Source organism: Hymenobacter sp. (genome assembly GCF_036388155.1).
Classification (GTDB): Bacteria; Bacteroidota; Bacteroidia; order Cytophagales; family Hymenobacteraceae; genus Hymenobacter.
This window is the reverse complement of the sequence record NZ_DASVSI010000087.1, coordinates 27651-52636: the sequence shown is the minus strand read 5'-3', so window position 1 is coordinate 52636 and position 24986 is coordinate 27651. Positions and strand designations below refer to the sequence as shown.

Below are 24986 nucleotides of genomic sequence, written 5' to 3'. Positions count from 1 at the left end.
AATGGATTCGGGGCTGGACGGCCGAGGAAAACCGCCACGGCGACCTGCTCAACCGCTACCTCTACCTCTCGGGCCGCGTGAACATGCGCGAGATGGAAGTATCCACCCAGTACCTCATCAACGACGCCTTCGACCTCGGCACGGCTAACGACCCCTACCGCGCCTTTGTCTACACCAGCTACCAAGAGCAGGCCACAAACATCTCGCACCGCCGCGTGGGCCAGCTGGCCCGCACCGCCGGCGACGACCAGCTCTCGAAAATCTGCGGCATGATTGCCGGCGATGAAAACCGCCACGCCCGCGCCTACAAAACCTTCGTGGAGAAAATCTTTGAAGTCGACCCCTCCGAAATGATGCTGGCCTTCGAAGACATGATGCGCAAGAAAATCGTGATGCCGGCCCACTACATGCGCGAAATGGGCGTGGAAATGGGCAAAACCTTTGGCCACTTCACCGACGCCGCCCAGCGCCTGGGCGTGTACACCAGCGCCGACTACACCGACATCCTCGACTCACTTATTGTTGACTGGGACATCGAGCACATCAAGGGCCTGAACGGCGAGGCCGAAAAAGCCCGTGACTACATCATGGCCCTGCCCAACCGCCTGCGCCGCGTGGCCGACCGCATGCCCGTGCCCAAGCTGGAGTACAAGTTCAAGTGGATTTCGTAGCCTGACGGCCCCGGCACACCGCCCCACCCAGCCCCGCTGAGTGGGGCTTTTTTTGCCCTTGTTGGGTGGGGTGCATCCCGTAGCGCCAAGCAGGTTCTGCTGGGCCGGCCGAGGCCACCCCAGTCGAGGCTCCTACGCTAATGCTGCCTTGCTTGTATCTATCTATTAAAAGGTATATTTCGGGGCTTTTGTCGCGGGCATTCCGCCCAAAGTCTTATCATTAGCTAAAAATGGAAATTCAACGGGTTGGCAACATCTCGCACCGCGAGTTCATGCAGGAGTTCTACTATCCCGGCGTGCCAGTGGTTTTTACGCAGGCCGCCCAGGTGTGGAAGGCCAACGGCCTGTTCACGCCGGCGTGGTTTGCCGAGCATTTCGGCGACCGGACCACCACCGTCAACGGGCAGGAATACTCGATGCGCCAAGTGATGGACCTGCTCGAAAACAGCACCCCCGAGCGGCCGGCGCCCTACCCGTGCATCTTCGACATTCCCGCGACGCTGCCCGAAGTGCTGCCGCTGTTGCAGCCCCTGGACTTGAATTATGCCAAGCCTAATTGGCTGAATCACAAAGCTTTTTCGCTGGGGCACTGGGGCGGCGAAACCGAATTATTCATCGGTGGCCCCGGCGGCAAGTTTCCCTACCTGCACCTCGATTATTACCACCTCAACGCCTGGATTACCCAGCTCTACGGCGAAAAGCGGTTCACCGTGTTTCCGCGTGGGCAGGAGCACCTGCTCTACCCCAAGCCCAACGATTCCTGGCAATCGGAGCTGAACGTGTTCGAGCCGGATTTTGAGAAATTTCCGCTCTACAGCCAAGCCACTCCCATTCATTTCACCGTGGGGCCCGGCGAAACCCTCTTCATCCCCTTTGGCACCTGGCACACGGCCTATTCGCTCACCAACACCATTTCGGTGGCCTTTGACCAGCTCAACAGCAAAAACTACCCAGACTTTCTGCGCGACGTGTGGGATTTCAAAAAAAGGCAAAGCACAATGAAGGCGGTCGCCATGTACAGCTACGCCTGGCTGGCAGGGAAAGTGTGCCGGCTGGCCGACGCCCGCCCGGCCTGAGCCGGCCGCTCGGCCGCATTGCTTGCCCTCCGGCGCCATGTGTTGCGGGGCTGGTCAGCAATGCCGCGCTAACAACTCGAACAATAGCTAAGCAACGGTTTGCGCGGCTTCCCAGCCCAGCAGGGCCGCCTTGCGCGTGGCGCCCCAGCGGTACTGGCCCAACTCGCCGGTGCCGCGAATAACGCGGTGGCAGGGGATGAGGTAGGCCACCGGATTGGCGCCGATGGCGGTGCCCGCGGCCCGCACGGCGGCGTGGCTTTCGGCCGCTGCAGCCACGTGCGAGTACGTGCGCAGCTGGCCTTCGGGAATGCGCAGCAGGGACTCCCAGATTTTGAGCTGAAACGGCGTGCCTTTCAGGTGCAGGTGCAGCCGCTCGGTGGGGGAGAAGGTGCGCGCAAAAAAGCGGGACAGCAGCACATGCGAAGGCCTTTCGGCGGCTGTCAGCGCAGCGTTTGGCCACTCCGCCCGCAGTTCAGCCAAGGCCTCCGCCTCGTTTTCGGCAAACGTGAGCTTGCACAGGCCCTGGGCCGTGGACGCGGCCAAATAAGTGCCGAATGGGCTCTCCCCGAAGCTGTAGCTGATGGCCAGCGCGGCCCCGCCGTGCCGGTATTCACCGGGCGTCATGGCCTCCAGCGTCACAAATAAGTGGTGCAGGCGACCGGTACCAGAAAGGCCGGTTGCATAAGCGGCTTCGGCAACGGACGCTTGCTGGCGCAACAGGCCTTTGGCGTGGTCGAGGCTGAGGTACTGGAGGAATTTCTTCGGCGACACGCCGGCCCATTCCTGAAACTTGCGCTGGAAGTGAAAGGGGCTCCAGTGAGCCTGTGCGGCTACTTCCTCCAAGCTGGGTTGGGCCTGGAAATTGGTGCGCAAAAAGTCGAGCGCCGCGGCAATGCGTTGGTAGTCAGTCATGGGGTTTTCGAGCTGATTGACCACAAAATTCGTGGGCTCGGCTTCAGGGTAAAACCCGATTCTTGCGCAGTTGTAGCTCAAAGCAAAGAACGGCCTGCTGAGCGCAGTCGAAACCTCTCTACTGCTCAGGGCTGTTATCCTAAGCGCAGCGAAGGACCTTATTCAGCCAGAACCATCCGTTCAGCTGTGAGAAGATGTTTTGCTACGCTCAACATGACAGCTGGAGCGGGAGAGGCTTCGGCTGCGCTCAGCAGGCCGTTTGTTGCCGATAAACGTGGCTGAATTACTTCTCCACTCGCACGCCTTTCCAAAACGCAACGCGGCCCGCAATTTCCTTGGCAGCGTCTTTGGGCTCGGGGTAGTACCAGGCGGCGTCTTTGTTTTTTTCGCCGTTTACGTTCAGGGAGTAGTAGCTGGCGCGGCCTTTCCAGGGGCAGGTGGTTTGGGCGATGCTGTCCTCAAAAAACTCTTTTTTGATGGCATCGGCGGGGAAATAGTGGTTGTTTTCAACTACCACGGTGTCATCGCTTTCGGCGATGACGGTGTTGTTCCAGATGGCTTTCATGGGTGGGAAATGGCGCCAAGCTCCAGCTTTGCGTATTGTTGAACAGAATGCTTGCCGTTGAACAGCGGGAATACCCATGCCGACGGTGCGAGCAAAACGCAAAGCTGGAGCTTTGCGCTGCTCGCAATTGAACATTGCCCGCGCTGTTGTTGTTTTTTGAGCCTATCCTGAAAGAGAAATATTATGGCCGTTGGCTTCCGCTTCCGCGATTTTGTGCCCGAAGACCAGCCCGAAAAGGGCTTTGAATCGTTGTTTAAGCTGTTCATGCAGCTCGTCACCATCACCTCCGGCGACGTGGGCGAGGCGCTTTCCTGGCTCAACGAGCTCGACAAGCAGTACGGCCTCACCGACGACAACTACGGCATGGGCAATTTCATCGATGACCTGAAGAAAAAGGGCTACATCGATGATAACGAGCAGGAAAAAGGCGAATTCAAGATTACGCCCAAAACCGAGCAGGGCATCCGCAAATCAGCCCTCGAAGAAATTTTCGGCAAGCTCAAAAAGAGCAGCACCGGCAACCACCGCACGCCGCACACCGGCCAGGGCGACGAGCAAAGCACCGACCTGCGCGAGTTCCGCTTCGGCGACTCGTTGGAGTCGATTCAGATGTCGGAATCCATCCGCAATGCCCAGCTGAACCACGGCATGGAAGGCGGCGAGTTCATGCTGACCGAAGGCGACCTGGAAGTGCGCGAAAACGAGCACAAGTCCCAGACCAGCACCGTGCTGATGATTGACATCTCGCACTCCATGATACTCTACGGCGAGGACCGCATCACGCCCGCTAAAAAGGTGGCCATGGCCCTGGCCGAGCTCGTGAAGCAGAAGTACCCGAAGGACTTCCTCGACGTCATCGTGTTCGGCAACGACGCCTGGCAGATTGAAGTGAAGGACTTACCCTACCTGCAAGTGGGCCCGTACCACACCAACACCGTGGCCGGCCTGGAGCTGGCCATGGACCTGCTCCGCAAGCGCAAAACGCCCAACAAGCAGATTTTCATGATTACCGACGGCAAACCCACTTGCCTGAAGGAAGGCAACGGCTACTACAAAAACGCCTTCGGCCTCGACCGCAAAGTGGTGAACAAGACGCTGAACTTGGCCGCCGCCGCCCGCCGCGTCAAGATTCCCATCACCACCTTCATGATTACCTCCGACCCGTTTTTGCAGAAATTTGTGGAGGAGTTTACGGAGGTAAACCAGGGCAAAGCCTACTATTCGGGCCTGAAAGGCCTGGGCCACCTGGTGTTCGAAGACTACAAGAAAAACCGCCGCAAGACGTTGTAGCGCCGCAAGGACAGCCGCTATATTCAGGCCATGAAAAAAGGCCGGCTGCTGTTATTCTTTATCATATTCTTTATTACGTCGGCCCTGCGCGGCCTAGCCCAGCCCGGGCCGTGGGGCGGCGAGCTGCGGTTCCGGCTGTTCGACCCGCAGGGCCGGCTGGTAGCACCCAGCCGTTCTGACTACCGCTGCTTCCCGACCTGGCGGCCCGACACGCCCGAGGAGCTACGCAGCCACCGGGGCCAGGGGTATGATTTCGCGCCGGCCTTCCGGCAGGATGGCCGCGACGGCTACCGCGCCTACGCTGCTGTGCCCACGCCGGGCGGGGGAATCGTGCCCTCGGATTTTACGGTGAATGTGGTACACGGCTCCGACACGATGCGCATTTACGGGCTGAATGCCTTCGGCGCCCAGGTGCTGCGCGTCGATTCCATCCCGTTCAGCCCCGGCCGTTTCTGGGTGCCGGCGGCATACTTGCCCTTGCTTAACGTGCAAGTGGAGGGGGGCCGCATTGCCAACTGCGGCTGGAATTTTTTTCGCAACCCGGCCGCTCGCCCCGACCGCATTACCACCGAGTGGCTCGCCCAGCCCCTTGCGGCAGCGGGCCCGTTGTCCGACTCGCTTTTCACGTGCCCGCTGCTCACGGTGCGCCGTACCGAAGGGGTTCGGCAAGCGCGGACGTATGAGCCCGGGCGGGCCAGCGTGTACCTGGCCGCCGGGCGTGGGCGCCGGCCGAAACTGCTACTGGGCCACCTGGGCCAACTGGTGTCTGCGGGCTGCGCCGAGGCGCGGCTGCTGGTGCAGCTCACCGACCGGCTGGTGCTAAAGACGGAAGACGGGGGCGGCACCTGGCGGGTGTTTGAGGTGCGTGACCGCATTACCGTGCCTTGGCACGGCTACTTGGCAAGTTCGGACGACTTATACATTACCCGCTTGTGGGCCGATGGAGACCGGGTGCTGGCCCGTGGTTCGCGCAACTGGGGAGCGTCGAGCCTTTTTGAGCTGCATTTTTCGCAGGACACGGCTTCGGCGGTGGTGCGGCGCATCACGGCCCACAACCAAGCTGTCTATCTTGCTTCCCTGACCGCAACGGAACAGGAGCATAAGGCTATTTTCCTCCAAGGCGTGCGGGCCGATATTGCCAAAAGCCAAAACCAGGCCTTCGTGCGGCAGGGCCTGCTGCGGCAAGCACACTTCATGCAAAATGACTCTTACATAAAGCCGGCCGCGCAATGGAAGGGGGCGACGGACAGTATCGACCTGAAGGCCTATTTCATCTACCGCGAACGGCCAATCGTGACGCTACGGGACGGAAAATTTCAGTATGCCGGCTCGCACTGGGCAAAAACGGTTAGCGAAGACTCTGAAATACCGGCTTTCAATGGCGACGGCACCTATACCGTCACGGACAGCACCCTCACGTTTCGGCCCCGGCCGGGTGCCAAGCGCTTGCCGCCCGCGCCCCAGTACGACTTTTACCCCGCCGGCACCTACTACTATCATTTCAGCGACCCCTTCAATTCTGGCGAGCTGCTGCTCATTCTGAAGCGTTGGGACGACGAAGTGGGCGGGACAACGTACCTCGCCTTCCGGCTGCGCCACTAGCGCGGTTGTGGGCTCATGACCGGGCGTGGCCACCGCCTGAACCTCAGCCCGCCTTTCACGGTTAAAGCCCTTGGGAAGCCAGTTTCCCTCCAACGCCCTTTATGAAGCACGACAACATCCAGACCCTGGGCCAGCTACGCGCCAGTGGCTACAAGCCCCGCTCGGTAAAAGCTGAGTTGCGGCAAAATCTGATTAACAAGCTCCAAAACAAAGAAGAAGTATTTCCGGGCATCTTCGGCTACGACGAGACCGTGATTCCGGACTTGCAGCGCGCCATTCTGGCCGGGCACCACATCAACCTGCTGGGCTTGCGCGGCCAGGCTAAAACCCGCATTGCGCGCCTGCTCATCAACTTGCTCGACGAGTACATGCCCGTGGTGGCCGGCTCGGAATTGAACGACGACCCGCTGCAGCCGCTGTCGGTGTTTGCCAAAAACCTGATTGCCGAGCACGGCGACAACACGCCCGTGGCCTGGCTGCACCGCGATGAGCGCTACACCGAGAAGCTGGCCACGCCCGACGTGTCCGTGGCCGACCTCATCGGCGACGCCGACCCCATCAAAGCCGCCACCCTCAAGCTGCCGTATTCCGACGAGCGGGTGATTCATTTCGGCCTGATTCCGCGGGCGCACCGGGGTATTTTCGTGATTAACGAATTGCCCGACTTGCAGGCCCGTATTCAAGTGTCGCTGTTCAACATCCTGCAGGAAGGCGACATCCAGATTCGCGGTTTCAAGGTGCGGCTGCCGCTCGATATTCAATTCGTGTTCACGGCCAACCCCGAGGACTACACCAACCGCGGCAGCATCGTGACGCCGCTCAAGGACCGGATTGACGCCCAGATTATCACGCACTACCCCAAGTCCATCGAAATCGGCAAGCGCATCACCAAGCAGGAAGCCCGCATCAAGGACGAGCAGAAGGGCATGGTGACCAGCAACGAAATCGTGCACGACCTGGTGGAGCAGGTGGCCGTAGAGGCCCGCGGTTCCGAGTTCGTGGATGCCAAGTCGGGCGTGTCGGCCCGCCTCACCATCTCGGCCTACGAGCAGGTGATAGCCGGCGCCGAGCGCCGCGCCCTGGTGAATGGCGAAAAAAACACCTACGTGCGCGTGGGGGACTTTATCTCGGCCGTGCCCGCCATTACGGGCAAGGTGGAATTGGTGTACGAAGGCGAGCAGGAAGGTGCCGGCATCGTGGCCGAGAAACTCATGGGCAAAGCTGTCCGCACGCTTTTCCTTCAGTACTTCCCCGACCCCGACAAGTCGAAAAAGCTGAAAAACCGGCCTTCGCCCTACAAAACGGTGCAGGAGTGGTTCGGCAGCGGCAACACGCTGGACCTGTTGCACGACGCCAGTACTGCCGACTACAAAAAGGCTCTCGACCAGGTGCCCGGCCTGCGCGACATCGTGAAGGAACTGCACCCGGAAGAGACCCCTGAGCACACCTATTTCCTCATGGAATTCCTGCTGCACGGCCTGGCCGAGCACAGCCTGATTTCGCGCAACCGCCTCACTTCGGGCGCGCAGTTCAAAGACTTGCTCTCGTCGATGTTCACCATGCCCACCTTCGGGGATGACGACGATGAGGACGAAGACGAGAAGCCGCGCCGCCGGCGTTAGGCAACGGAAGTTTATCGCTACGCTGAGACTGGCTCATCCGGTTCATTTCCAGCAACTTGTTTAGAAACAAAAAAGGCTGACCGGAATGGTCAGCCTTTTTTGGTTGCGGGCTTTGCCGGGGCAAACAGCAGCGCCATTGCCACACTGGATTGAGTTCGTGCCCAAGGTAGGCCCCGGTCCGACGCCCTAGGCGTCCGACCGGTTGTTGTGAGGACGTTGAGTATGGATAGTGCTGGCAACAACCGGTCGGACGCCTAGGGCGTCGGACCGGCAGGCGTACGCCGCTGCCGAACCGGCGTTATTGCCAGGTATCGTTGCGCACCTGGCTGGTGCCCGTGGGCGTGAACACGCGGTTGGAGCCGCCCTCGTAGAGCACGTTGCCGGCGCCGTCCTTGCGGATGTATTTGAACTGCACCGATGTGCCGCTGGTCAGGTTGATGGTGCCGCTCCACTTGGGGTAAGCCGCGCCGCTGAGCTTGATGGCGTTGGCCGCGTTCCAGGCGCCGAGCTGGGCGGTGCTGCCCAGCACGTACACGTCTTGGCCGGCCACGGTGCCGCTGTAGTTCACGTTGAACTGCACGGCCGTGGTGCCGGTGGGAGGGGGCGTGGTGGTGCCACCGCCTGGCACCCACGCTGCGTAGGAGCGGGCCCCCACCGGAAACACGCCGTAGCCGCTGGCGTTGGTGGTCACGGTGCCGGTGTTGTTCCCGGTCGCATCGGTGAGGGTGGCATTGGGGAAGGGCGTGGTGATGCCCTTGCTAGCGGCGCTGCCGCCGTCGTTCAGCAGCAGGAGCAGACCCTTGTGGGTGGCGTCGCCAGCTCGGGAATAGGCATACACGTTGGCGTCGTTCACGCCGGTGTATTCATTGGCAGCCCCATAGGCATTGGCTTTGCGAATGGCCAGGAGCTTCTTAAGCTGGGTGCCCAGGCCGTACTCGTAAAAGTCGCGGTAGTACACGCAGGGGTAGCCCTTTTCGCGGGTGAGAATGTAGGCGTAGGCCAGCATCTTCAGGTTGACTACCGGCGAGTAGAGGGCGCCCTCCCGGTGGTCGGTGTCGTGGTTGTCGACGAAGGAAACCGACAAGGCCCCGTTGGCTTCGGTGAAGCCGGCAAACTGCAGCCCGCGCATGTCCCAGGCGCCGTTGCCGTTGCTCATGTCCTGGAAAGTGTAGTGCAGCGGCACGTCGAACAAGCTGGTGCGGCCCCCGGTGGCGGCGGCGTAGTTGTTCAGGTCGCTCAGGTTGCGAAACCACGCTTCGCTCACGGCGAAGCGGCCGCTGGTGCCCTTCACCGCGTCCAGCCATTCGTTCACAAACGAGGTTTGGATGTGCTTGGTAGCGTCGAGGCGGTAGCCGTCCAGGTTGAGCTTGGTGGTAATCCAGTTGCCCCAGTTCTTGGTTTCGGTGCGCTGGTTCACGTCGGCGTAGCGAATCTCCGAGCCCAGCAGGTTGTCGTAGGCGTCGCCGTTGGCGTAGGGCTGGAAGTCGTAGGCGTTCCACTGGTACCAGCCATTGTTGGGCGCCTGCTGCGTGGCGTTGAAGTTATAATAATGCCATTTGTAGGTGCTGTACACGTTGTTGCGGCCGGGGTAGGTGAAGCTCGTGTACACGTTGTAGTTGGTGCCGCCCACGTTGAACTGCTCCTGGGCATCGGCCGAAGTCAGGTGGTTCATCACCATGTCTTCGTACACCTGCACGCCCTTGCCGTGCAGGGCCGTGATGCAGCTCTGCAGCTGGGCCAGGGTGCCGTAGCGGGTAGCCACGGTGCCTTTTTGGTTGAATTCGCCCAAGTCGTACCGGTCATACACGCCGTAGCCCACGTCCTGGGCCCCCGAGCCCTTGTAGGCCGGCGGCAGCCACACGGCCGTGATGCCGGCCTGGCTGAGCTCGGTGGCTTTGCTGCCCAGGTTTTGCCACCAGGTGCCGGCGGGGGTGCTGGTGGGCACATCCCAGTAAAAGCCTTGCATCATCACCCCATTGGCGACGGTGGCGTTGGTAATGGTCGGGGCCACAGCGGCCGGTACCCCAGGGGCGGGAAGCGAGGCTTCCTTGGCACAGCCTGCTAACAGCAAGGCAGCAGCGAACGATGCGCGGGTTGCCCCGCGGAGAAAGTTTGTCATATGGTGGTGGGAATTATAAGAGTGAAGCCCCAAGGTAGAGCGTCACTTTCGTCCCACTGCCGTGCAGAATTCTGGCTTTTTACAGAATGATAATAGCTTGTGCAAACGATTGCATATTTGTCATTTTGGGGCAAGGGCAAAAGTCGGCGTTTGCCATTTTCGCAAAATCAAGCGCAAAAAAATATTGGGCTTGACATTTAATGTGGTTTAATGGCTTGTAAATTATCAGACTTATTACCAGAATAAATTGCACACGCTAACAACAATTCAGCAGAAGCTGACTCCAAATCAGAGCCCGAACAACACACTCGTAATTCCTAAGCTGCGCGACCCAAGCCAGGGCGACCAGATGCTAGCGCGCTTCGTCTACGCGCCCCTGGCCGAGCCAGCGCGCCACCGGGTAGCGGTTATGCCCCGCCTCGTGGTAAGCCGAGTTCAGATACACCCATTCCAGCTGGGCCGGGCCGTTGGCGGCGAAGGCGGGGTTGTCCTTTTTTAGCTTTTCCAGGCGCTCACGCAGCGCGGCGTCGCGGCGAAGTAGGTCGGCGGCTACGTCTTCGAACACGTAGTCGGAGAAATGCTCTTTTTGCTGCAACACGCTGTCGAAAAAGCCCCAGGCGAAGAAGGAATCCGTTGCTTGCGGCTCCAGCGTTTCGAGGAGGTAGCGCGCGGGGGCCGTGTCACTGACGTACACCACGAAGTCGCCCTGGTGAAAAGTGGCGGTTTCGGTGGCCGTGCGCAGCTGCACTTGGCTGTGCACGTAATGCCCCTCAAAAGGCCGGGGCGTGGTCTTGAAATCTTCGAAGTAATACGCTTGCACGGGCACGGTCACGTCCTTGGCCAGCGGCTCCAGCGTGGCGCCGTTGCGCCGCAGTATGTCCACCACTTCGGCCCAGGCTTTGGGAATGAGGTAGGCCGTGGGGCGCTGGGCCGTGGTGCTGGGCCTGAATGTGTTGAAGTACTTCACCTGCCGGGTAAAGGGTGCGGCGCGGTCGTAGTAGAGGCGGGGCTGCCCGCTCACTTCGCTGGGCTTCAGCTTGCCCTCGTAGCCGCGAAACTGCACGGTTTCGTGCTGGCTGTCGTCGAGCTTCCAGGTGAGGGGAAACACGGCTTGCGTGGCCATGGCCGACGCCGCGGCCGCCCGCGCCGCGGCCAGCGCGGCCGACTGCTGGCCCACGGTTTCGAGCACGGTTTTTAGAAAATCATACGTGGCATGCACGCGCGGCGCAAAGGCCTTCAGCATGTGCGTCTCGGGCATGAAGCCGATGGTGTTGAACAGCGCCGCGTAGCCGGTGGAGTAGCGCGGCGTTTCCAGGAAAGCCCGCAGGCCGCTTTCCGGCGTTTGGCCGTCGAAGTCCACGTAGGGCGTCATGGGCGACTTCTTTTTGTCCATGCCCTTGTACAGCGCGGGCAGCAGCTGCCCCTGCAGGTAAGTGCCCAGCGCCGGCGCCAGCTTGCTGTGCTGGGTGGCAATGAGCGTCATGGTGTACTGGTAGTCGGCGCCGTTGGAGGTGTGGGTTTCCACGAACACGTCGGGCTGCCACTTCTGAAACAGCGCCGCAAACGAGCGGGCATTGCGCGACTCCTGCTTGATGTAGTCGCGGTTCAGGTCGAGGTGCCGGGCGTTGCCGCGGAAGCCGTATTCGGCCGGGCCGTTCTGGTTGACGCGGGTGGTGGCGTTGCGGTTCAGCATCCCATCGATGTTGTACACCGGCACGATGACCACCGTCACGTTGCTCAGCAGTTTCTGCAGGCTTTTCTGCTGCATCAGGTCGCGGGCCAGCATCATGCTGGCGTCGATGCCCTCGGGCTCGCCGGGGTGAATGCCGTTTTGGATGAAGAGAATGCGCCGGTTTTTCCGGCGAATGCTGGCCGGGTCGGTGTCGCCGTCGGGGCTGAGTACGACTTCGTGCAGCGGCTGGCCCGAGTCGGTGGGACCGGCCGTGGCCAGGTGCAGCTGCTTGGGGTAGGCCCCGGCCAGCTTTTGGTAGTAGGCCACGCATTCGGCGTAGGTAGCGGTGGTGTTCCCGCCACCGGTTTCGAAGGGCGTGCGCCATTCCGGCGCCGGAGCAGGGGAGGTGGTCATCAGCAGAGACGTAAGAAAAAGAGCGAGCATGCCGCAAAAGAACGAACTCCCCTCCTTATCAAGCAGGCGAGCCGTGCTAACCACCCGCTACCGCAGGCGGCCGCCGTACAGGCGCTCGTCCAGGCTGTACCGGCCGGGGCCCACAAACAGCAGCCCCAGAAACACAAAGGCCGCCTCCAGAGCGTGCGAGTAGCCGCTGAAGCCGTCGCCCTTGCTCAGGTGCATTATCGTGGCCATAATCATGGTGATGAGCAGGAAGAAGCACGCCGCCCGGAACCACAAGCCAGCCGCCAGCAGCAGCCCGCCCCCAAATTCAGCCACCGCGGCCAGGAACCCCCAAAAGGCCGGCGCAAAGCCCAGGCCAACCTCTGCCATCACCCCGCCCACGCCCGCCCAGGCCGTGGGCCCACCGGCCAGCTTGGGCAAGCCGTGCACCATAAACATCACGCCGAGGCCGAGTCGCAACAGCAGCAACCCCAAGTCGGAGGCCTGGTAACGGTTGGTGAATATCATCGATTTGAGAAGTTGAAGTGGACGGTAGAAGGGCCTAATTACGGAAAACGCGGAGAAAGGCTGTCGGTGCGGCCCGAAACAATTGGGGCCGCCAGGCGGTAGGCGAGGTGGCTACCTTTGTGGCCAGGCCCCGCCACCTCTTCACTTTCGCTCGTTTTCATGACTACTTCGCGCCCGCTTATCCTGGTATCCAACGACGACGGCATCACCGCCCCCGGCATCCGCCACCTGGTAGAAATAGTGCAAGGCCTGGGCGCCGAAGTGGTGGTGGTCGCCCCCGACTCGCCCCAGTCCGGCATGGGCCACGCCATCACCATCGGCCAGGCCCTGCGCCTGACCAGGAACCCCGTCTTCGGCCCCGACGTCGACGCTTACGAGTGCTCGGGCACGCCCGCCGACTGCGTCAAAATTGCCAAACACTACGTGCTGAAAGGCCGGAATCCCGACCTGGTGGTGTCGGGCATCAACCACGGCTCCAATGCTTCGGTGAACGTGCTGTACTCTGGCACTATGTCGGCGGCTATCGAAGCGGCCATCGAAGGCCTGCCCGCCGTGGGGTTTTCGCTGTGCGAGTACGGCCCCAACGCCGACTTTTCGCACGTAGGCGAGTGGGTGAGCCAGGTGTGCCGCCACGCCCTCGCCCACGGCATACCCGCCGGCACCGCCCTCAACGTGAACATCCCCAAAAACTCCGCCACGCCCATTGCCGGCCTGCGCCTGGCCCGGCAGGCCCGCGCCAAGTGGCAGGAGGAATTCGACCGTCGCCTCGACCCTTACCAGCGCCCGTACTACTGGCTGGTGGGCTCGTTCCTCAACCTCGACCACGGCACCGACACCGACGAGTGGGCCCTGGCCAACAATTACGTGTCGGTGGTGCCCTGCCAGTTCGACCTGACCGCGCATGCGGGCCTTTCGCAGCTCAGCACCCAGTGGCAACTCCCGCTGCCCGAACCCACCGAGGTGGCCGCGCCGCCCCAGCCCGTGCCGTCGCAGGACTACGGCGTGGCCAATCTAGGCTAAGCCGCTAATGCAGCCAATGGCCTGCCTGGGCACGGTTTCAAGCAGCACCAAAGGACGGATGACGGCATCCCAATCCATGAAAGGCGTTCCGAAAGGAGCGCCTTTATTTTTGCATTGCGCGCGAGTTACGCCGATGCCGGGCTGGCCACGCACGCCAATTATATTCAGATGCACACGGATGTGGCGCACCAAACCGAAAAGCCCAGCGCGTAGCGAGCGGTATGCCCGGCCGCCAATTATGAGCCATGAAATCGGGTTGATTGCACACTTTACTTAGGCGGGTTGGTGACTACATGCAGCGCTCAGCTGAAGAGGGCGGGAAGGGGTAGGTATGTTATCATTGTGTAAAAACTTAACTTTTTCAATAAAAATTATTGCATTACATAATTTTATGGTAAATTTAGAGTATTAAATTGTCTAATTAATAGATGGCTGGACATGTACAACGGGCGCACGCTACAGGCACGGAGAACTCAAGTAAACCAAGTAGTTCTGTTGCTCATTGATGTGCTTTGGATTTTCGGGGCTTTTCGCGTGGTGTCCTATTATCACCGCGGCGATTGGCAGTTTGTGGGCACTTACCCGTCGTTGTTGGCCATTTACATCCTGCTGTGGTGGATTGTGGCGGGGCATTTTGCCAACCCCGTGCCCGTGGACCGGCTCACGTCCTACACCGAGAAATTCCGGTCCGTGCTGCTCACGTTTTTGCTGCACGGCATACTGCTCACGGGCGGCTTGCTTGTGCTGCAGCTGCGGGTGCTGCCCATTCGCTTCCTGATGATGCTCTATGGCTTGGCCGGCGGGGCGGTGGTGGGCAGCCGCTTGGTAATAGCATTTTTGTACCGCGCCTACCGCTACCGTTGGGCGCGGCCCCACTGCCGGTTTGTGGTGGTGGGCGCGAGCCGCAGCGGGTGCGAGCTGTACCATTTCCTGGGCGTGCACGAGCCCGTGGCCAATCAATGCGCGGGCTTTTTCGCCGATGGTCCCGTCCCCGAGGACGTGCAGCACCTGCTGCGCGGGGGCGTGGCCGACGTGAAAGCCTTCTGCGAGCGCGAGGAAATCGACGAAATCTACTTTGCGCTGCCGCTAAACCAAACCGCTTTCCTGGAAGAGCTGTCCGCCTTTGCCGACGACCATTTCATTGCTTTCCGCATTGTGCCCGACTTTGAGGGGACCTTGCACAAGGGCGTGAACGTGCACTTCCACGACTGCGGCCCCCTGCTCACGGTGCGCCAAAACCCGTTGGGCTTTCGCGTCAATCAACTCGTCAAGCGAGTGTTCGACCTGGCCTTTTCGGGCTTTGTCATCGTGGGCATTTTCCCCGTTGTGCTGCCGGTGCTGGCCTTGCTCATCAAGCTCGACTCGCCGGGCCCGGTGCTGTTCAAGCAGCTGCGGCCCGGCCGGCGCAACAAGCTGTTTCCCTGCTACAAGCTGCGCACCATGCGCATGGACCTGGGCGGCAACGAGCTGCAGGCCACCAAGGGCGACGCGCGCGTCACGCGCATTGGGCGCTTCCTGCGCGCCTCCAGCCTGGACGAGTTGCCCCAGTTTTTCAACGTCTGGCTCGGGCACATGTCGGTGGTGGGACCCCGCCCCAACATGGTGTCGCAACTCGAAGAATATTCCAAATACATTCGGGTGTATGCCCAGCGCCACACCGTCACGCCCGGCATTACGGGCTACGCCCAGGTGAACGGCTTCCGGGGGGAAACCCGGGCCGAGGGCGCCATGGAAAAGCGCGTGGAGTACGACCTGAAATACATGGAAAACTGGTCGTTGCTGCTCGACCTGAAGATTATTGGGCAGACCGTGCGCAACATGATAGTTGGCGAAAAAAACGCTTATTGAAGCGGTAGGTAGCAGCAAGTAGCTCGACTGCAAGGGCTGTACTTTTGCGGTTTGACCTGGCCCTGCCCATTGCTTATCAGTTATTGCTTGCTAGTTGCGCGTTGCGCGTCTTTCTTCTGCTTATGCTATCGAAACAACTGGTTTTAAACTCGGGCATTTCCACGGGCTCGTTCGATGATTTTGTGGAAAGCATCCTGCAGCTGGGCGCCGCCCGCGCCTCGGCCTACGTGTGCTGCGCCAACGTGCACATGGTGGTGGAAGCCCACCGTGACGCCAGCTTCCAGCAGGTGCTCGACGACGCCAGCTTGGTAACCCCCGACGGCGGCCCCGTGGCCAGCGTAGCCGGGTGGCTGAGCGGCCGCCGGCAAGAGCGAGTGGCGGGCATGGACCTGGTGCCGGCCCTGCTGGCCGAAGCCGCCCGCCGCGACCAAGCGGTGTATTTCTACGGCACCACCGACGCCGTGCTGGCCGCCATCCGGGAGCGGGCCGCGCGGGAGTTGCCTACCCTGCGCGTGGTGGGCACCTGCGCCCCGCCCTTCCGCGCCCTCACTGCGGCCGAGGAGGTCGAGCACGTGGCCGCCATCAACGCCGCCGACCCCGATTTGCTGTTTGTGGCCCTGGGCTGCCCCCGGCAGGAGCGGTGGATGGCCGACCACCGCGGCAAAATCAAGGCGTGCATGCTGGGCGTGGGCCAGGCCTTTCTGGTGTACGGCGGGCTGGAAGAGCGTTTGCCGGTGTGGGCACGCAAGCTGTGGCTGGAATGGGCCTACCGCCTGTGGCTGGAGCCGCGGCGCCTCTGGCGCCGCTACCTGGTCACCAACTCCCGCTTTCTATACCTAATGGCCCGCAAGACGCTTTCTGGAAAGTAAGCGCCCCGAAGAAACAGTCTGGTAAACCTGAACGGTCCTGCTGAGCTGAACGAAGCATGCCTACCGCACAACCAAACGGAATTGGTTGCGCAGCAAAGCTACTTTGTTTAGCCGAGCAGGACCGCTCTTTGGCAGCCCGATAGCTGGTTAGTGCTGCACTTGCAGGCGTTGCCGAACCAGGGGCTGGTTGCTCTTCACCTGCAGCGTATACAGGCCATTGGGCACGTTGGCAGTGTCCAGGGTAAACTGGTTGGGCCCGGCCGTGGCCTGGCGCCGGTGCTCGGACACGACCACGCCCTGGGCGTCAATCAGGGCCAGCACCACAACGGTGGCCCGCGGGTAGCTGGCGCTCACGGTCACTTGGTTGGTGGCCGGGTTGGGGTAGAGCGGCGCCGTGCCGGCGGCGGCCGCCACCCGGGCAGTGCCGCCGTCCTGCCGCAGCAGCTCCACGTCGTCGAAATACAGCCATTGGCCACCACCCGGTTTAGAATAGAAGCCAATCTCGCACTGGCCGTTGCTCACGTTCACGTTGGATAGGGAAACCTGCGTCCACTGGCCCGTGGCGGGCAAGGCCACGCTGGCCACCGGCCCGCCATGGTTTTGGGCTTGCAGCTGCGACTGCGTGCTGTTGCCTTGCACCCAGGCGCGGAGCGTGTACGTGCCGTTCGGCAGGTTGCTGACGGTTTGGTGGGTGTATACTTCGTAGGCTTCGGGGCGGAAATGGGTGCCGTGGAAGTTGCCCGTGTGCGCGCCGGGGTGCGTTTCGGTGTAGTCGGCGTTGTCGTTGGTGCCAGCGCCCGTGGTGGTTTGCCAGTTCGAGGGCGACCCCACTGCTCCGCCGTCGGCTTCAAAGCCCGGGTTCAGCACCGCGTTGACGGATGCCACCGGCGGCGTGGGGGCCGGAGCCGCTACCGTCACCGTCACGACCGCTGAGGTGGCGGTGGCGCCGGCGTTGTCGGTGGCCCGGGCCGTGAGTGCATAGCTGCCCGCGGCCGTAGGCGTCCAGCTTAGCTGATGGGGGGCGCCCGTGGTTTCCCCGAGCTTGGTGGTGCCTTCGAAAAACTCCACCGTGGCCACGGTGCCGTCGGGGTCGGTGGCGGCGGCGCTCAAGGCCAGCGCTTGGCCCAAGGCGACGCTTGTGGCCGAGGTGGTGAGCGACACGGCCGGCGGGGTGTTTTGCTGGACTAATTCCACGTCGTCAAAATACAGCCACTGCCCGGCACCGGCTCGGGAGTAAAAACCAATGTCGCATTGGCCAATGGTCACCGTAACGCCCGAAAGGGTCACTTGAACCCACTCGCCGTCGGGCGTGGCCGGCACGTTGGCGCTCACGGCGGGGCCGCCGTAGTCCTGGGCACGCAACTGGGCATGCGGCTGGCCGCCCGTGCTTTTCGTCCACGCCTTAAACGCATAAGTGCCGTTCGGCAGGCCGCGAACGGTTTGGTGGGTGTATACTTCGTAGGCTTCGGGGCGGTAGTGGGTGCCGTGGAAGTTGCCGGAATGAGCGTCGGGGTAGGTTTCGGTGTAGTCGGCGTTGTCGTTGGTGCCGGCTCCGGTGGTCGTTTGCCAGCCCGAGGGCGCGCCTTCGGGCTGGCCGTCCGCCTCAAAGCCGGGGTTGCTGACCTGGCCGGTGGCCGCGGCGGGAGGCGGCGTGGGCGCGCTGGCACTCACCGGCCCAATGGTGACGCCGGCTTGCTGAATCTTCTGCTGCCACAGCTGCCATTCGCCGTCCTCGGTGGCCGGTGTGATGGGGTTGGGCAGGTGCGCGGTGCCGGTGCACGGGGCGCAGTTGCCGGGGCTCAGGTCCTGGCGGTCGGGGTAGGGAATGGTGGCGCCCCACTTCACGTAGCCAATGGTGTTGTTCGCCACGCGGTTGTTGTAAAATACATTGCCCGGCTGCTGGTAAAAGTTGAACACGGCCGTGGCGGCGTACGTGGCTTGCAGGCGGGTGCCGTCGGGCAGGAGGCCGCTGGTCACCATCCGGTTGTCGTGGAAGAAGACGTCGTGGCCGGCGGCAATGTTCATGGCCGCGTTGCAGGTGCTCACAAATTGGTTGTGAAAGGCTTCGACGTAGGCGGTGGCGCCGTCGGGCGTGGCAGCGTCGCCGTCGGTGGTCATGCCCGTGCCCGTGAAATGGCCCGCCGTGGCGGGGAACGGGTAAGCGCCGCGCACAAAATTGTCGTGCACCCGGGCCGGGCTCTGGGCCGTGCCCGAGGAGTTGTAAAAGTTGATGTTGTCCTCCACCAGGCTCTGGTTGGGCGTGTTCACCACCTCGTTGTAGGCCACTTCCATGCCGGGCACCTGCTGCACCGTATTCAAAATGAGGAAGCTGCTGCGGGTGCTACCCCCGCCGTTGCGCCAGCGCCCGTCTATGTTGCGCACCCGGTTGTAGCGCACGGTCAGGGTGTGGCCCGGCGCGCCGGTGCCCGACCAGCGGTTGACCACGATGCCGCTGGTGCCGGCGAAGTCGTTGTGCTCAATCACCAGGCGCTGGGCCCGATAGGCGTCGAGGAAGCGGCCGGGCGCTTGGTCGTCCACCGACGGCGCTAGGGCCTGGCCGCGGCAGTTGCGCACGGTCAGGTTGGCGCCTTCGGCGGCTTCAATCAGGTTGCCGGCCCCGGTCAGGGTGCAGCCCTCCAGCACCACGGGCTGGCTGGTGGCCACGCGCACGCACGGCACCGACGACGACGAGCTCTGGTACGTCCCTCGGTACGTGCCTCCCTGCGTGATGACGATGGTGCTGCCGCTGGCGGGCGAAGAACAAGCCACCAGCAGCCCGCTTAATGAGAAAAAAAGTCCAATGACCGAATTGTTAAGTTTTATCATAATTGCACTTTTTGGTTGAAGATGTAGCGCTTAGTGTAGAAAATATCCCACCACCCGCCGGGCATAGCCATTTAGTAAAAAATAGGGTAGATAGGGCTTGGGACAGTTCTTTAGCGCAAAATAGGTAAAGTTGACCACATTGCCGCCGCCTCTTATTCCAAACAGGTGCTGCAAGTACCCGCTTAAACTCCGTTTTTTTCGCGTCAAGGTTTGGCCGCTTTCTTCAGGATACGTATCTAGCCGTGCTTCATAATTGCAATATACCGGGAAGCCTGCCAGGCGTGCCAGGCTGGTGTAGTCGAAGTCGGCCAGGTAGTGCGGGAGGCGCTTTTCGTCAAACAACCCAATCGCATCGAGCACGGCGCCCGGAATGAGCAGGCCGCGGCCGGGCAGGTAGGTCACGGGCTGCAAGCCGCGGCGCTGGTCGGGGGGGAGTTCGGCCAGCAAGTCGTGGCGCGTGTTGGTGCGAAAATCCAACCGCTCGCCGCCGTAGATGGGCTCGCCCGTGTGGGCGTCGAACTCCAGCGCCCCCAGCACGGCCCTGGGGTGCTCCTGCGCCGCGGCCAGCATTTGGGCCACAAAGTCGGGCGCCACCACCACGTCGTTGTTGAGGGTCATCACGCGGGAGGCGCCCAGGGCCCGGGCGCGGCGAATGCCGGCGTTCACGCCCGCCGTCCAGTACCAGTGGCCGGTTCCGGTCACCACTTCCACTTTGGGGTACTCACGAGCCAACGCCGAGGCCGTTTCGTCGCTGGAACCGTCGTCGACCACCACCGTGCGAAAGTCTTGGCTGGTTTGGCCACGCAACGATTCCAGGCAGGCGCGGGTGTACGGCCACCGGTTGAACACGGGAATGATGATGTAAAGCATGGCAGGAAGGGCCGGCGGACAAACTGGAAAGCTTGCTGCCGCCAGAGTATTGCTAAGACGTTTTGGGCGGAGGAAAGAAGGTAAAAGTCGAGCGTTAAACAATTACACGTGGCTTGGCTGAGTTTTCACGTTTGCACGCGTCCCCGGAACAGAAAAGCCGGTCTATGAAGCGGTGGCCGCCACCAAGGGCGCCGCGGGTGCCAGGCCGGCCAGCTCCGGGGCCGCGGCCGCGGCGCGGCGGTGCAGCTCCCGGGCCAGCTGGGGCCAGCTGTACCGGCTGGCGAAGGCAAAGCCGGCCCGTCCGCAGCTGGCCAGTTCTTCGGGGTGGTCGTAGAGGCGTTCCACGGCGCGGGCCAGGGCGTCGGCGGTGGCCTCGGCCGACTGCACGGGCACTTTCACGCCCGCGTCGTCGGGAATGAAGTCGGTGGCGCCGTGGTGGTCCAGCGTCAGAATGGGCAGGCCCAGGGCCATGGCCTCCACGTACTGCGCCGCAAAGGTGTCGCGCAGGCTGCACAGCATGAACAGGTCGTGGCCGAGGTAGGCGGCGCGAATGGTTGCGTAGGGCACTTGGCCGTGCCAGGTCACCCGGTCCTGCAGGCCCGCCTCGGCAATCCAGCCCGGCACCAGGTGGCCCACCGGGCCGTCGCCCATGATGTCGAGGTGAAAAGGCACCCGCTTGTCCACGCGGCCCAAGGCATCGAGCACCAAATGCAGCCCCTTGCGCGGGTATACGCGCGCCAGCCACAAAATGCGCAGCTCCCGGCCCGCCAGGGGCGGGCGCGGCTGGTAGGCGGCCGGAAAAAAGCTGGCCGGCTGGGCCGTGCTCATGGCCAGCTCCACGCGGCGGGCACCCAGCTGGCGGGCCAGGGCGGCGGTTTCGCGGTTGGCCACGAACACCAGGGCGGCCCGGCGCAACGATTGCCGCACGTTGGGGTCGAAGGCGGTGAGCAGCTGGCCCACCACGTTGCGCAGGGTTTCGGTTTTGAACCAGCCGGGCAGGTACTTGCGCAAGGACGCCGGCGCCTGCATGCCCCCACCCAGGGGCCCCAACAGCAGCGGCTTGCGGAGGCGCCACAGCCAGGAGGCCATCTGCAGGCTGTTGTACGTGATGTGGTGCACCAGGTCGAAGTTGAGGCGCTGGTCCAGGGGCTGGGCCGCGTGCCAGGCCGCCCGCTGCCAGGCGATGTAGTGCACGTACACCCCAAACTGCCAGCGGTAGAGGAAGTCCACGGCCGGGGGCACGGCCACGTACACGGGGTGAATGCGGGCCGCAACGGGGTCGTCGGCCCGTTCAGCCAGCCGTTGTTCCAGGTTGTCTCGTCCGCGCGGCGTGGTCAGGCACCATACTTCGTGCCCAAGCGCCGCCGTTTCCCAGAGGTAGTGGAAGCCCGTGCCTTCTTCGCTGCCTTTGGCCGGGTCGCAGGCATAAGCCGAAAGCAAAATCTTCATGATTGCAGGGCGTTAGCAGGCTGAGACACGGGCTGAGAGATGCGCTGGGGCTGCTTGGGGCTTTGCAGCCCGGCGGCCACGGGCTTTTGGCCGGCCAACACGCGCCGCACCACAGCGGCCACGCGGCCCAGCAAAAACTCCTGAAACCGGCGCTTGTCGCGTCGGCGGTCCGGGGCCACGCGGGCGGGGTGGCGCAGCGGAAACGCCAGGTCACGGGCCGGCACGGCACCCATGGCGTCGCCGCCGTCGTGGGTGTGGGTCGAGTCGTGGCCGAAGCCGATGTTGCCCACCAGGTTCACGGCGGGCACCACGTAGAGGCCGCGGTGTCGGGCAATGGCGTATTCCCACTGGTAGTCCCACACGTCAGGCGGCGAGGGCAGGTCCAGCACGGCGGCCATCTTGCCCAAGCGGTAGCGCTTCTCCAGCGGCCCGCCGAACGCGTGGTCGAGCGCCCCGGCCGCCACGGCCTCGCGGAAGCCGGTGAGGTGGTAGTCGTAGAGCTGCCAGGCCCGGCGCCAAGTGGCCCAGCCCCAGCTGTTGCGCTGCGTCGAGAAATGATAAGACGGCTCCCCCGGCGCCCCGGGCTTCCGGGCTTCGGAGCCAAAGTTGTTGCCGCCGATGTGCATCACCCGCGCGTCGTCGCGGTAGCGGGCCAGCAAGTCGGCGCAAAACCAAAAGAAGCTGGGCGACGGCACGCAGTCGTCCTCCAAGACGATGCCTTCGGGCTCATGCTCGAAAAACCAGTTCAGGGCCGTGAGCGGGCCCAGGCCGCAGTTCAGGTTGCGCTCGTGAAACAGGGTGTGCACCTCGCAGGGCCAGTCCACGTCCTGCGTCACGGCGCGGGTTTCGGCGCAGCGGGCGGCGTCGGTGGGGTGGGCGGGGCGGGGTCCGTCGGCGGCCACGTAGAGCCGGGCCGGCCGGGCCCGCCGGATGGCCTCGAATACCTGCCGCGTAGTGTCGGGGCGGTTGAAGACGAGCAGCAACACCGGCGTGGCCAGCCCCTCATCAGGCTCTAGAGTAGCTTTATTGTTCATGCTAATATGGGCTAATGCACAATGCTTTGTTAGGAAAATTCGGGGAGCAGAACCGCGGCGGCCTGCGGGCTGGCGGCGGGGCGGGGGGCGGCTTGCAGCACGGCCCGGTAGGCATCGAGGGTGCGCTCAAGGATGGTGGCCGGGTCGTGCCGCTGCCGGGCCAGGGCTTGGGCCTTGGCGGCAATGCGGCGGTGCAGGGCCCGGTCGTGGTAGAGGCGCAGCACTTGCCGGGCCAGGGCGGCGGGGTCGAGGGGCGCGAGCAGGCCGGTTTCGCCCTCGGTGATGAGCGAGGCCACGCCGCCCACGTCGGTGGCCACCACGGGCAGGCCCATGAGCTGGGCTTCGCACACGCTGTTGGGGCTGTTGTCGATGTAGGACGGGTGGAGCAGGCAGAACGACTCCCGGCACAGCGCCGCCAGTTCGGCCGCGGTCTGGAAGCGCCGGCACTCCACGCTCTCCGGGGCGATGTGGCGCAGGCGGTGGCGCTGCACCACGGCCTGCACCTCGTCGTCGCCCAGCCGGCCCACTATCACCAGCCGCAGGTCCGCGGCCTGCCGAATGCGGTCGAAGGTCAGCAACGCTTCCTTGAAGCCTTTGATGGCCTGGCTGCCGCCCACGAACAACACTTGGGGCCGGGCGAGAAGCGTCGGCTTGGGCCGCTCGGCGGCGGCAAAAAACTCGGGCCGCAGGGTTTCCCAGTTGTGGTAGATGGTGCAGCCGGGGCTTAGCCGGGCGGTGTGGGCTTTGTCCCAGTGGGTGCGGCACAGGAAGTGGTGCACCGTGGGCAGGTAGCGCCGCTCGTAAAAGCCGGCCAGCGTCCACAAAAATTTCAGCATGGAAAGCGGGTCCGGTACGTGCCGGGCATACACCGACACGATGCCCTGCACCGAAAGGAGCATGGGCACGGCCAAGCCCGCCGTCATGGCCGGCAGCTGCAGCTCCGAGCCGTGCAGGTGCAGCAGGTCGTAGGCATGGGCATGCGCCTGCAGGTACTCGCGCACGATGGCAATGCGCCGCCGGTAAAGCGTAAGAATGTCCTGGCGCACGGGCGGCGTCTTCAGGTAAATGAAGTGCATGCCGTCGCGGTCAAACTCCTCCACCGGCGCAGTCAGGCGGGGCGTCCAGTTCAGCACAGTCAGCTCGATGCCGGGCACTTGCTTGAGCAAATTGGCCAAGGTGCCCACCCACGGCACCGGGTGCGCGGCCGTGTCGAGCGGGTGAGGAAAGGGGGCCAGCCAGAGAATCTTCATGGCGTTGCAGGGGAATAAGCCACTCAGCTACAGGCCGATGGCAGTTGATGATAAAGCGTTACATGCGGGTATAAGCGCGGGGCAGCGGCAGGGGAGCAGCGGCCCTGTCTTCCTGCAGGGCGGGGGTTGCCGGCCGGGGCTCCGGCTCGGCCAGGTAGGCCAGCAGCAAGCCCAGCAGGCCGAAGTGGTAAGTCGACCAGTCGTAGGAAGCCGAAAACACCAGCAGGCAGGCGAAGTAGGCAATCAGCAGGGCCGTGTCGGGGCGCATGGGGCCCGACTGCCACAGCCGCTGCCCGGTGCGAACCAGGGGCACCAGCAGCACCAGCGCAATGCCGACGGCGCCGAAGTAAAACGCCCGGTCCAGGTAAAAGCTATGAAAATGGTGGCCGGTGCGGTCCTGCCACATGGGCTGGTTGCTGCTGGGGTCGTAGAACTGCATGGGGACTTCAAAGCCTTCGAGCCGCCAGCCGGCCAGCGGCCGCTCCTGCACCAGGGGCACGTAGGACTCCATCTGCTTGAGGCGCCAGCTGCCAGTGCCCTGTTTGTCGGCATTGGCCATGTCCTCCAGGTTGGTGGCCAGGCGGTTCACTACCTCGGGGCTGTCCAGTACCAAAGCCGTGGCCCCCAACGAGCCCAGCACGGCGGGCAGCAGCACCAGCGCCAGTACCTTGGGCAAGGAAAACCGCGCCCCCGGCACCCGGCGCAACAGCCACAAATCGATGGGCAGGGCCACGGCCGTGGCAATCCACACCGAGCGGTGCTGCAGAAAAATAATGAGCGGCAAACAGAACAGAAACCCCGCCAGTACCAGCCAGCCCCCGCGCAGCAAGTAGCGGTTGAGGCAGTACAGCGCCACTGGCACAAACAGGTAAGCCGCCGCCGAGCCGAAACCCCGCTCGTTCTCCGCAAAGGCCGACAGGCTGAGCGAGTCGCGGTGGAACACCAGCAGGTTGGCCAGCAGCACCACCGTCAACGTTTCGATTACCTGCCCCATGGGCGGCAGCCCGAAGCGCCGATAAAAGGCGTAAATGCCAAACATGATGAGCAGCACCAGCAACTTGCTGAACACGTGCGGGTAAGCCATCCAGGACCCTTGGTTGGCATAAGATTCGAGCATGAGCCCCGCGATGGCGGCCAGCACCACCAGCAGCCAGTTTCGTATGATGGGCTCCATGTAGCGCCCGTACAGCACCAGTGCGCCGGCCGACGCCGCAAACAGCAGGTAGGTATAGAGCTTCACGCCCTCTGGCTCCTGGTCGACCTGGGGGCCGTAAATAAATTCCCAGAAGGCCGCATTGGTGGCCAGCACGGCCAGCAAAGGCACAATCAGCAGGAAGCCAAGGTTGATTTTCATGGGGTCGACG

The 24986-nt window shown here is 62.9% G+C and carries 19 protein-coding genes; 8 read left to right on the top strand and 11 right to left on the bottom strand.

From position 1 onward, the window contains the following. A partial coding sequence (locus VF629_RS12270; RefSeq protein WP_331058777.1) for an acyl-ACP desaturase occupies window positions 1-671 on the top strand: 671 nt, incomplete at its 5' end. A gap of 230 nt (window positions 672-901) precedes the next feature. Then, window positions 902-1747: a cupin-like domain-containing protein gene (locus VF629_RS12265; RefSeq protein WP_331058776.1), complete on the top strand. Its 846-nt coding sequence runs from the start codon at window positions 902-904 to the stop codon at window positions 1745-1747. A gap of 87 nt (window positions 1748-1834) precedes the next feature. On the opposite strand, the gene VF629_RS12260 is transcribed toward VF629_RS12265, so the two are convergent. After that, window positions 1835-2659 carry a methylated-DNA--[protein]-cysteine S-methyltransferase gene (locus VF629_RS12260; RefSeq protein ID WP_331058775.1) on the bottom strand — a complete coding sequence of 275 codons (825 nt, stop codon included), beginning with the start codon at window positions 2657-2659 and terminating at the stop codon, window positions 1835-1837. A gap of 283 nt (window positions 2660-2942) precedes the next feature. Continuing rightward, window positions 2943-3224, bottom strand: coding sequence for a DUF427 domain-containing protein (locus VF629_RS12255; protein WP_331058774.1), 282 nt, complete (start codon window positions 3222-3224; stop codon window positions 2943-2945). Between the two features lie 183 nt (window positions 3225-3407). On the opposite strand from VF629_RS12255, the gene VF629_RS12250 reads away from it, so the two are divergent. The 3 genes from VF629_RS12250 to VF629_RS12240 all read left to right on the top strand — a co-directional run bounded on the left by VF629_RS12250 (window position 3408) and on the right by VF629_RS12240 (window position 7738). Then, window positions 3408-4514: a vWA domain-containing protein gene (locus VF629_RS12250; RefSeq protein WP_331058773.1), complete on the top strand. Its 1107-nt coding sequence runs from the start codon at window positions 3408-3410 to the stop codon at window positions 4512-4514. A gap of 30 nt (window positions 4515-4544) precedes the next feature. Beyond that, window positions 4545-6116, top strand: coding sequence for a hypothetical protein (locus VF629_RS12245; RefSeq protein WP_331058772.1), 1572 nt, complete (start codon window positions 4545-4547; stop codon window positions 6114-6116). Window positions 6117-6217: 101 nt separating this feature from the next. Beyond that, window positions 6218-7738: a sigma 54-interacting transcriptional regulator gene (locus VF629_RS12240; RefSeq protein WP_331058771.1), complete on the top strand. Its 1521-nt coding sequence runs from the start codon at window positions 6218-6220 to the stop codon at window positions 7736-7738. 298 nt (window positions 7739-8036) lie between these two features. On the opposite strand, the gene VF629_RS12235 is transcribed toward VF629_RS12240, so the two are convergent. From VF629_RS12235 to VF629_RS12225, 3 genes are all read right to left on the bottom strand, one after another. Next, window positions 8037-9857 (bottom strand): alpha-amylase, encoded by a 1821-nt coding sequence (locus VF629_RS12235; protein WP_331058770.1) that lies wholly within the window; start codon window positions 9855-9857, stop codon window positions 8037-8039. A 352-nt stretch (window positions 9858-10209) separates the two neighbouring features. Then, window positions 10210-11973, bottom strand: a complete 1764-nt coding sequence (locus tag VF629_RS12230) for a M14 family metallopeptidase (protein ID WP_331058769.1) — start codon at window positions 11971-11973, stop codon at window positions 10210-10212. 57 nt (window positions 11974-12030) lie between these two features. Then, window positions 12031-12456, bottom strand: a complete 426-nt coding sequence (locus VF629_RS12225; RefSeq protein WP_331058768.1) for a DoxX family protein — start codon at window positions 12454-12456, stop codon at window positions 12031-12033. Between the two features lie 159 nt (window positions 12457-12615). Between VF629_RS12225 and surE the strand changes: the two genes are divergently transcribed. The 3 genes from surE to VF629_RS12210 all read left to right on the top strand — a co-directional run bounded on the left by surE (window position 12616) and on the right by VF629_RS12210 (window position 16193). Beyond that, window positions 12616-13476 (top strand): 5'/3'-nucleotidase SurE, encoded by an 861-nt coding sequence (gene surE, locus VF629_RS12220; protein ID WP_331058767.1) that lies wholly within the window; start codon window positions 12616-12618, stop codon window positions 13474-13476. Between the two features lie 507 nt (window positions 13477-13983). After that, the gene (locus tag VF629_RS12215; RefSeq protein WP_331058766.1) at window positions 13984-15324 is read left to right on the top strand and encodes an exopolysaccharide biosynthesis polyprenyl glycosylphosphotransferase; all 1341 of its coding nucleotides are present in this window, start codon (window positions 13984-13986) and stop codon (window positions 15322-15324) included. 122 nt (window positions 15325-15446) lie between these two features. After that, on the top strand, window positions 15447-16193 hold the full coding sequence (locus tag VF629_RS12210) for a WecB/TagA/CpsF family glycosyltransferase (RefSeq protein WP_331058765.1): 747 nt from the start codon (window positions 15447-15449) through the stop codon (window positions 16191-16193). 147 nt (window positions 16194-16340) lie between these two features. Here the strand turns inward: VF629_RS12210 and VF629_RS12205 are convergent, their stop codons facing one another. The 6 genes from VF629_RS12205 to VF629_RS12180 form a co-directional block, all read right to left on the bottom strand. Further along, complete coding sequence (locus VF629_RS12205) at window positions 16341-19019, bottom strand: T9SS type A sorting domain-containing protein (protein WP_331058764.1); 2679 nt, start codon at window positions 19017-19019, stop codon at window positions 16341-16343. A gap of 30 nt (window positions 19020-19049) precedes the next feature. Then, window positions 19050-19889, bottom strand: a complete 840-nt coding sequence (locus tag VF629_RS12200) for a glycosyltransferase family 2 protein (RefSeq protein WP_331058763.1) — start codon at window positions 19887-19889, stop codon at window positions 19050-19052. Window positions 19890-20051: 162 nt separating this feature from the next. Continuing rightward, a complete protein-coding gene (locus VF629_RS12195) occupies window positions 20052-21338 on the bottom strand; it encodes a glycosyltransferase family 4 protein (RefSeq protein WP_331058762.1) in 1287 nt (428 codons plus the stop codon). Further along, entirely contained in the window at window positions 21335-22372 is a 1038-nt protein-coding gene (locus tag VF629_RS12190; protein WP_331058761.1) for a nucleotide-diphospho-sugar transferase, read from the bottom strand. Before VF629_RS12190 ends, VF629_RS12195 begins: the two co-directional genes overlap by 4 nt. 29 nt (window positions 22373-22401) lie before the next feature. Next, a complete protein-coding gene (locus VF629_RS12185) occupies window positions 22402-23622 on the bottom strand; it encodes a glycosyltransferase family 4 protein (protein WP_331058760.1) in 1221 nt (406 codons plus the stop codon). A gap of 58 nt (window positions 23623-23680) precedes the next feature. Beyond that, complete coding sequence (locus VF629_RS12180) at window positions 23681-24976, bottom strand: O-antigen ligase family protein (RefSeq protein WP_331058759.1); 1296 nt, start codon at window positions 24974-24976, stop codon at window positions 23681-23683. Between the last annotated feature and the right edge of the window lie 10 nt (window positions 24977-24986).

Coding starts and splice junctions, on each gene's coding strand:
- VF629_RS12265 (WP_331058776.1), top strand. CDS start 902: ATGGAAATTCAACGGGTTGGCAACATCTCGCACCGCGAGTTCATGCAG.
- VF629_RS12260 (WP_331058775.1), bottom strand. CDS start 2,659: ATGACTGACTACCAACGCATTGCCGCGGCGCTCGACTTTTTGCGCACC.
- VF629_RS12255 (WP_331058774.1), bottom strand. CDS start 3,224: ATGAAAGCCATCTGGAACAACACCGTCATCGCCGAAAGCGATGACACC.
- VF629_RS12250 (WP_331058773.1), top strand. CDS start 3,408: ATGGCCGTTGGCTTCCGCTTCCGCGATTTTGTGCCCGAAGACCAGCCC.
- VF629_RS12245 (WP_331058772.1), top strand. CDS start 4,545: ATGAAAAAAGGCCGGCTGCTGTTATTCTTTATCATATTCTTTATTACG.
- VF629_RS12240 (WP_331058771.1), top strand. CDS start 6,218: ATGAAGCACGACAACATCCAGACCCTGGGCCAGCTACGCGCCAGTGGC.
- VF629_RS12235 (WP_331058770.1), bottom strand. CDS start 9,857: ATGACAAACTTTCTCCGCGGGGCAACCCGCGCATCGTTCGCTGCTGCC.
- VF629_RS12230 (WP_331058769.1), bottom strand. CDS start 11,973: ATGCTCGCTCTTTTTCTTACGTCTCTGCTGATGACCACCTCCCCTGCT.
- VF629_RS12225 (WP_331058768.1), bottom strand. CDS start 12,456: ATGATATTCACCAACCGTTACCAGGCCTCCGACTTGGGGTTGCTGCTG.
- surE (WP_331058767.1), top strand. CDS start 12,616: ATGACTACTTCGCGCCCGCTTATCCTGGTATCCAACGACGACGGCATC.
- VF629_RS12210 (WP_331058765.1), top strand. CDS start 15,447: ATGCTATCGAAACAACTGGTTTTAAACTCGGGCATTTCCACGGGCTCG.
- VF629_RS12205 (WP_331058764.1), bottom strand. CDS start 19,019: ATGATAAAACTTAACAATTCGGTCATTGGACTTTTTTTCTCATTAAGC.
- VF629_RS12200 (WP_331058763.1), bottom strand. CDS start 19,889: ATGCTTTACATCATCATTCCCGTGTTCAACCGGTGGCCGTACACCCGC.
- VF629_RS12195 (WP_331058762.1), bottom strand. CDS start 21,338: ATGAAGATTTTGCTTTCGGCTTATGCCTGCGACCCGGCCAAAGGCAGC.
- VF629_RS12190 (WP_331058761.1), bottom strand. CDS start 22,372: ATGAACAATAAAGCTACTCTAGAGCCTGATGAGGGGCTGGCCACGCCG.
- VF629_RS12185 (WP_331058760.1), bottom strand. CDS start 23,622: ATGAAGATTCTCTGGCTGGCCCCCTTTCCTCACCCGCTCGACACGGCC.
- VF629_RS12180 (WP_331058759.1), bottom strand. CDS start 24,976: ATGAAAATCAACCTTGGCTTCCTGCTGATTGTGCCTTTGCTGGCCGTG.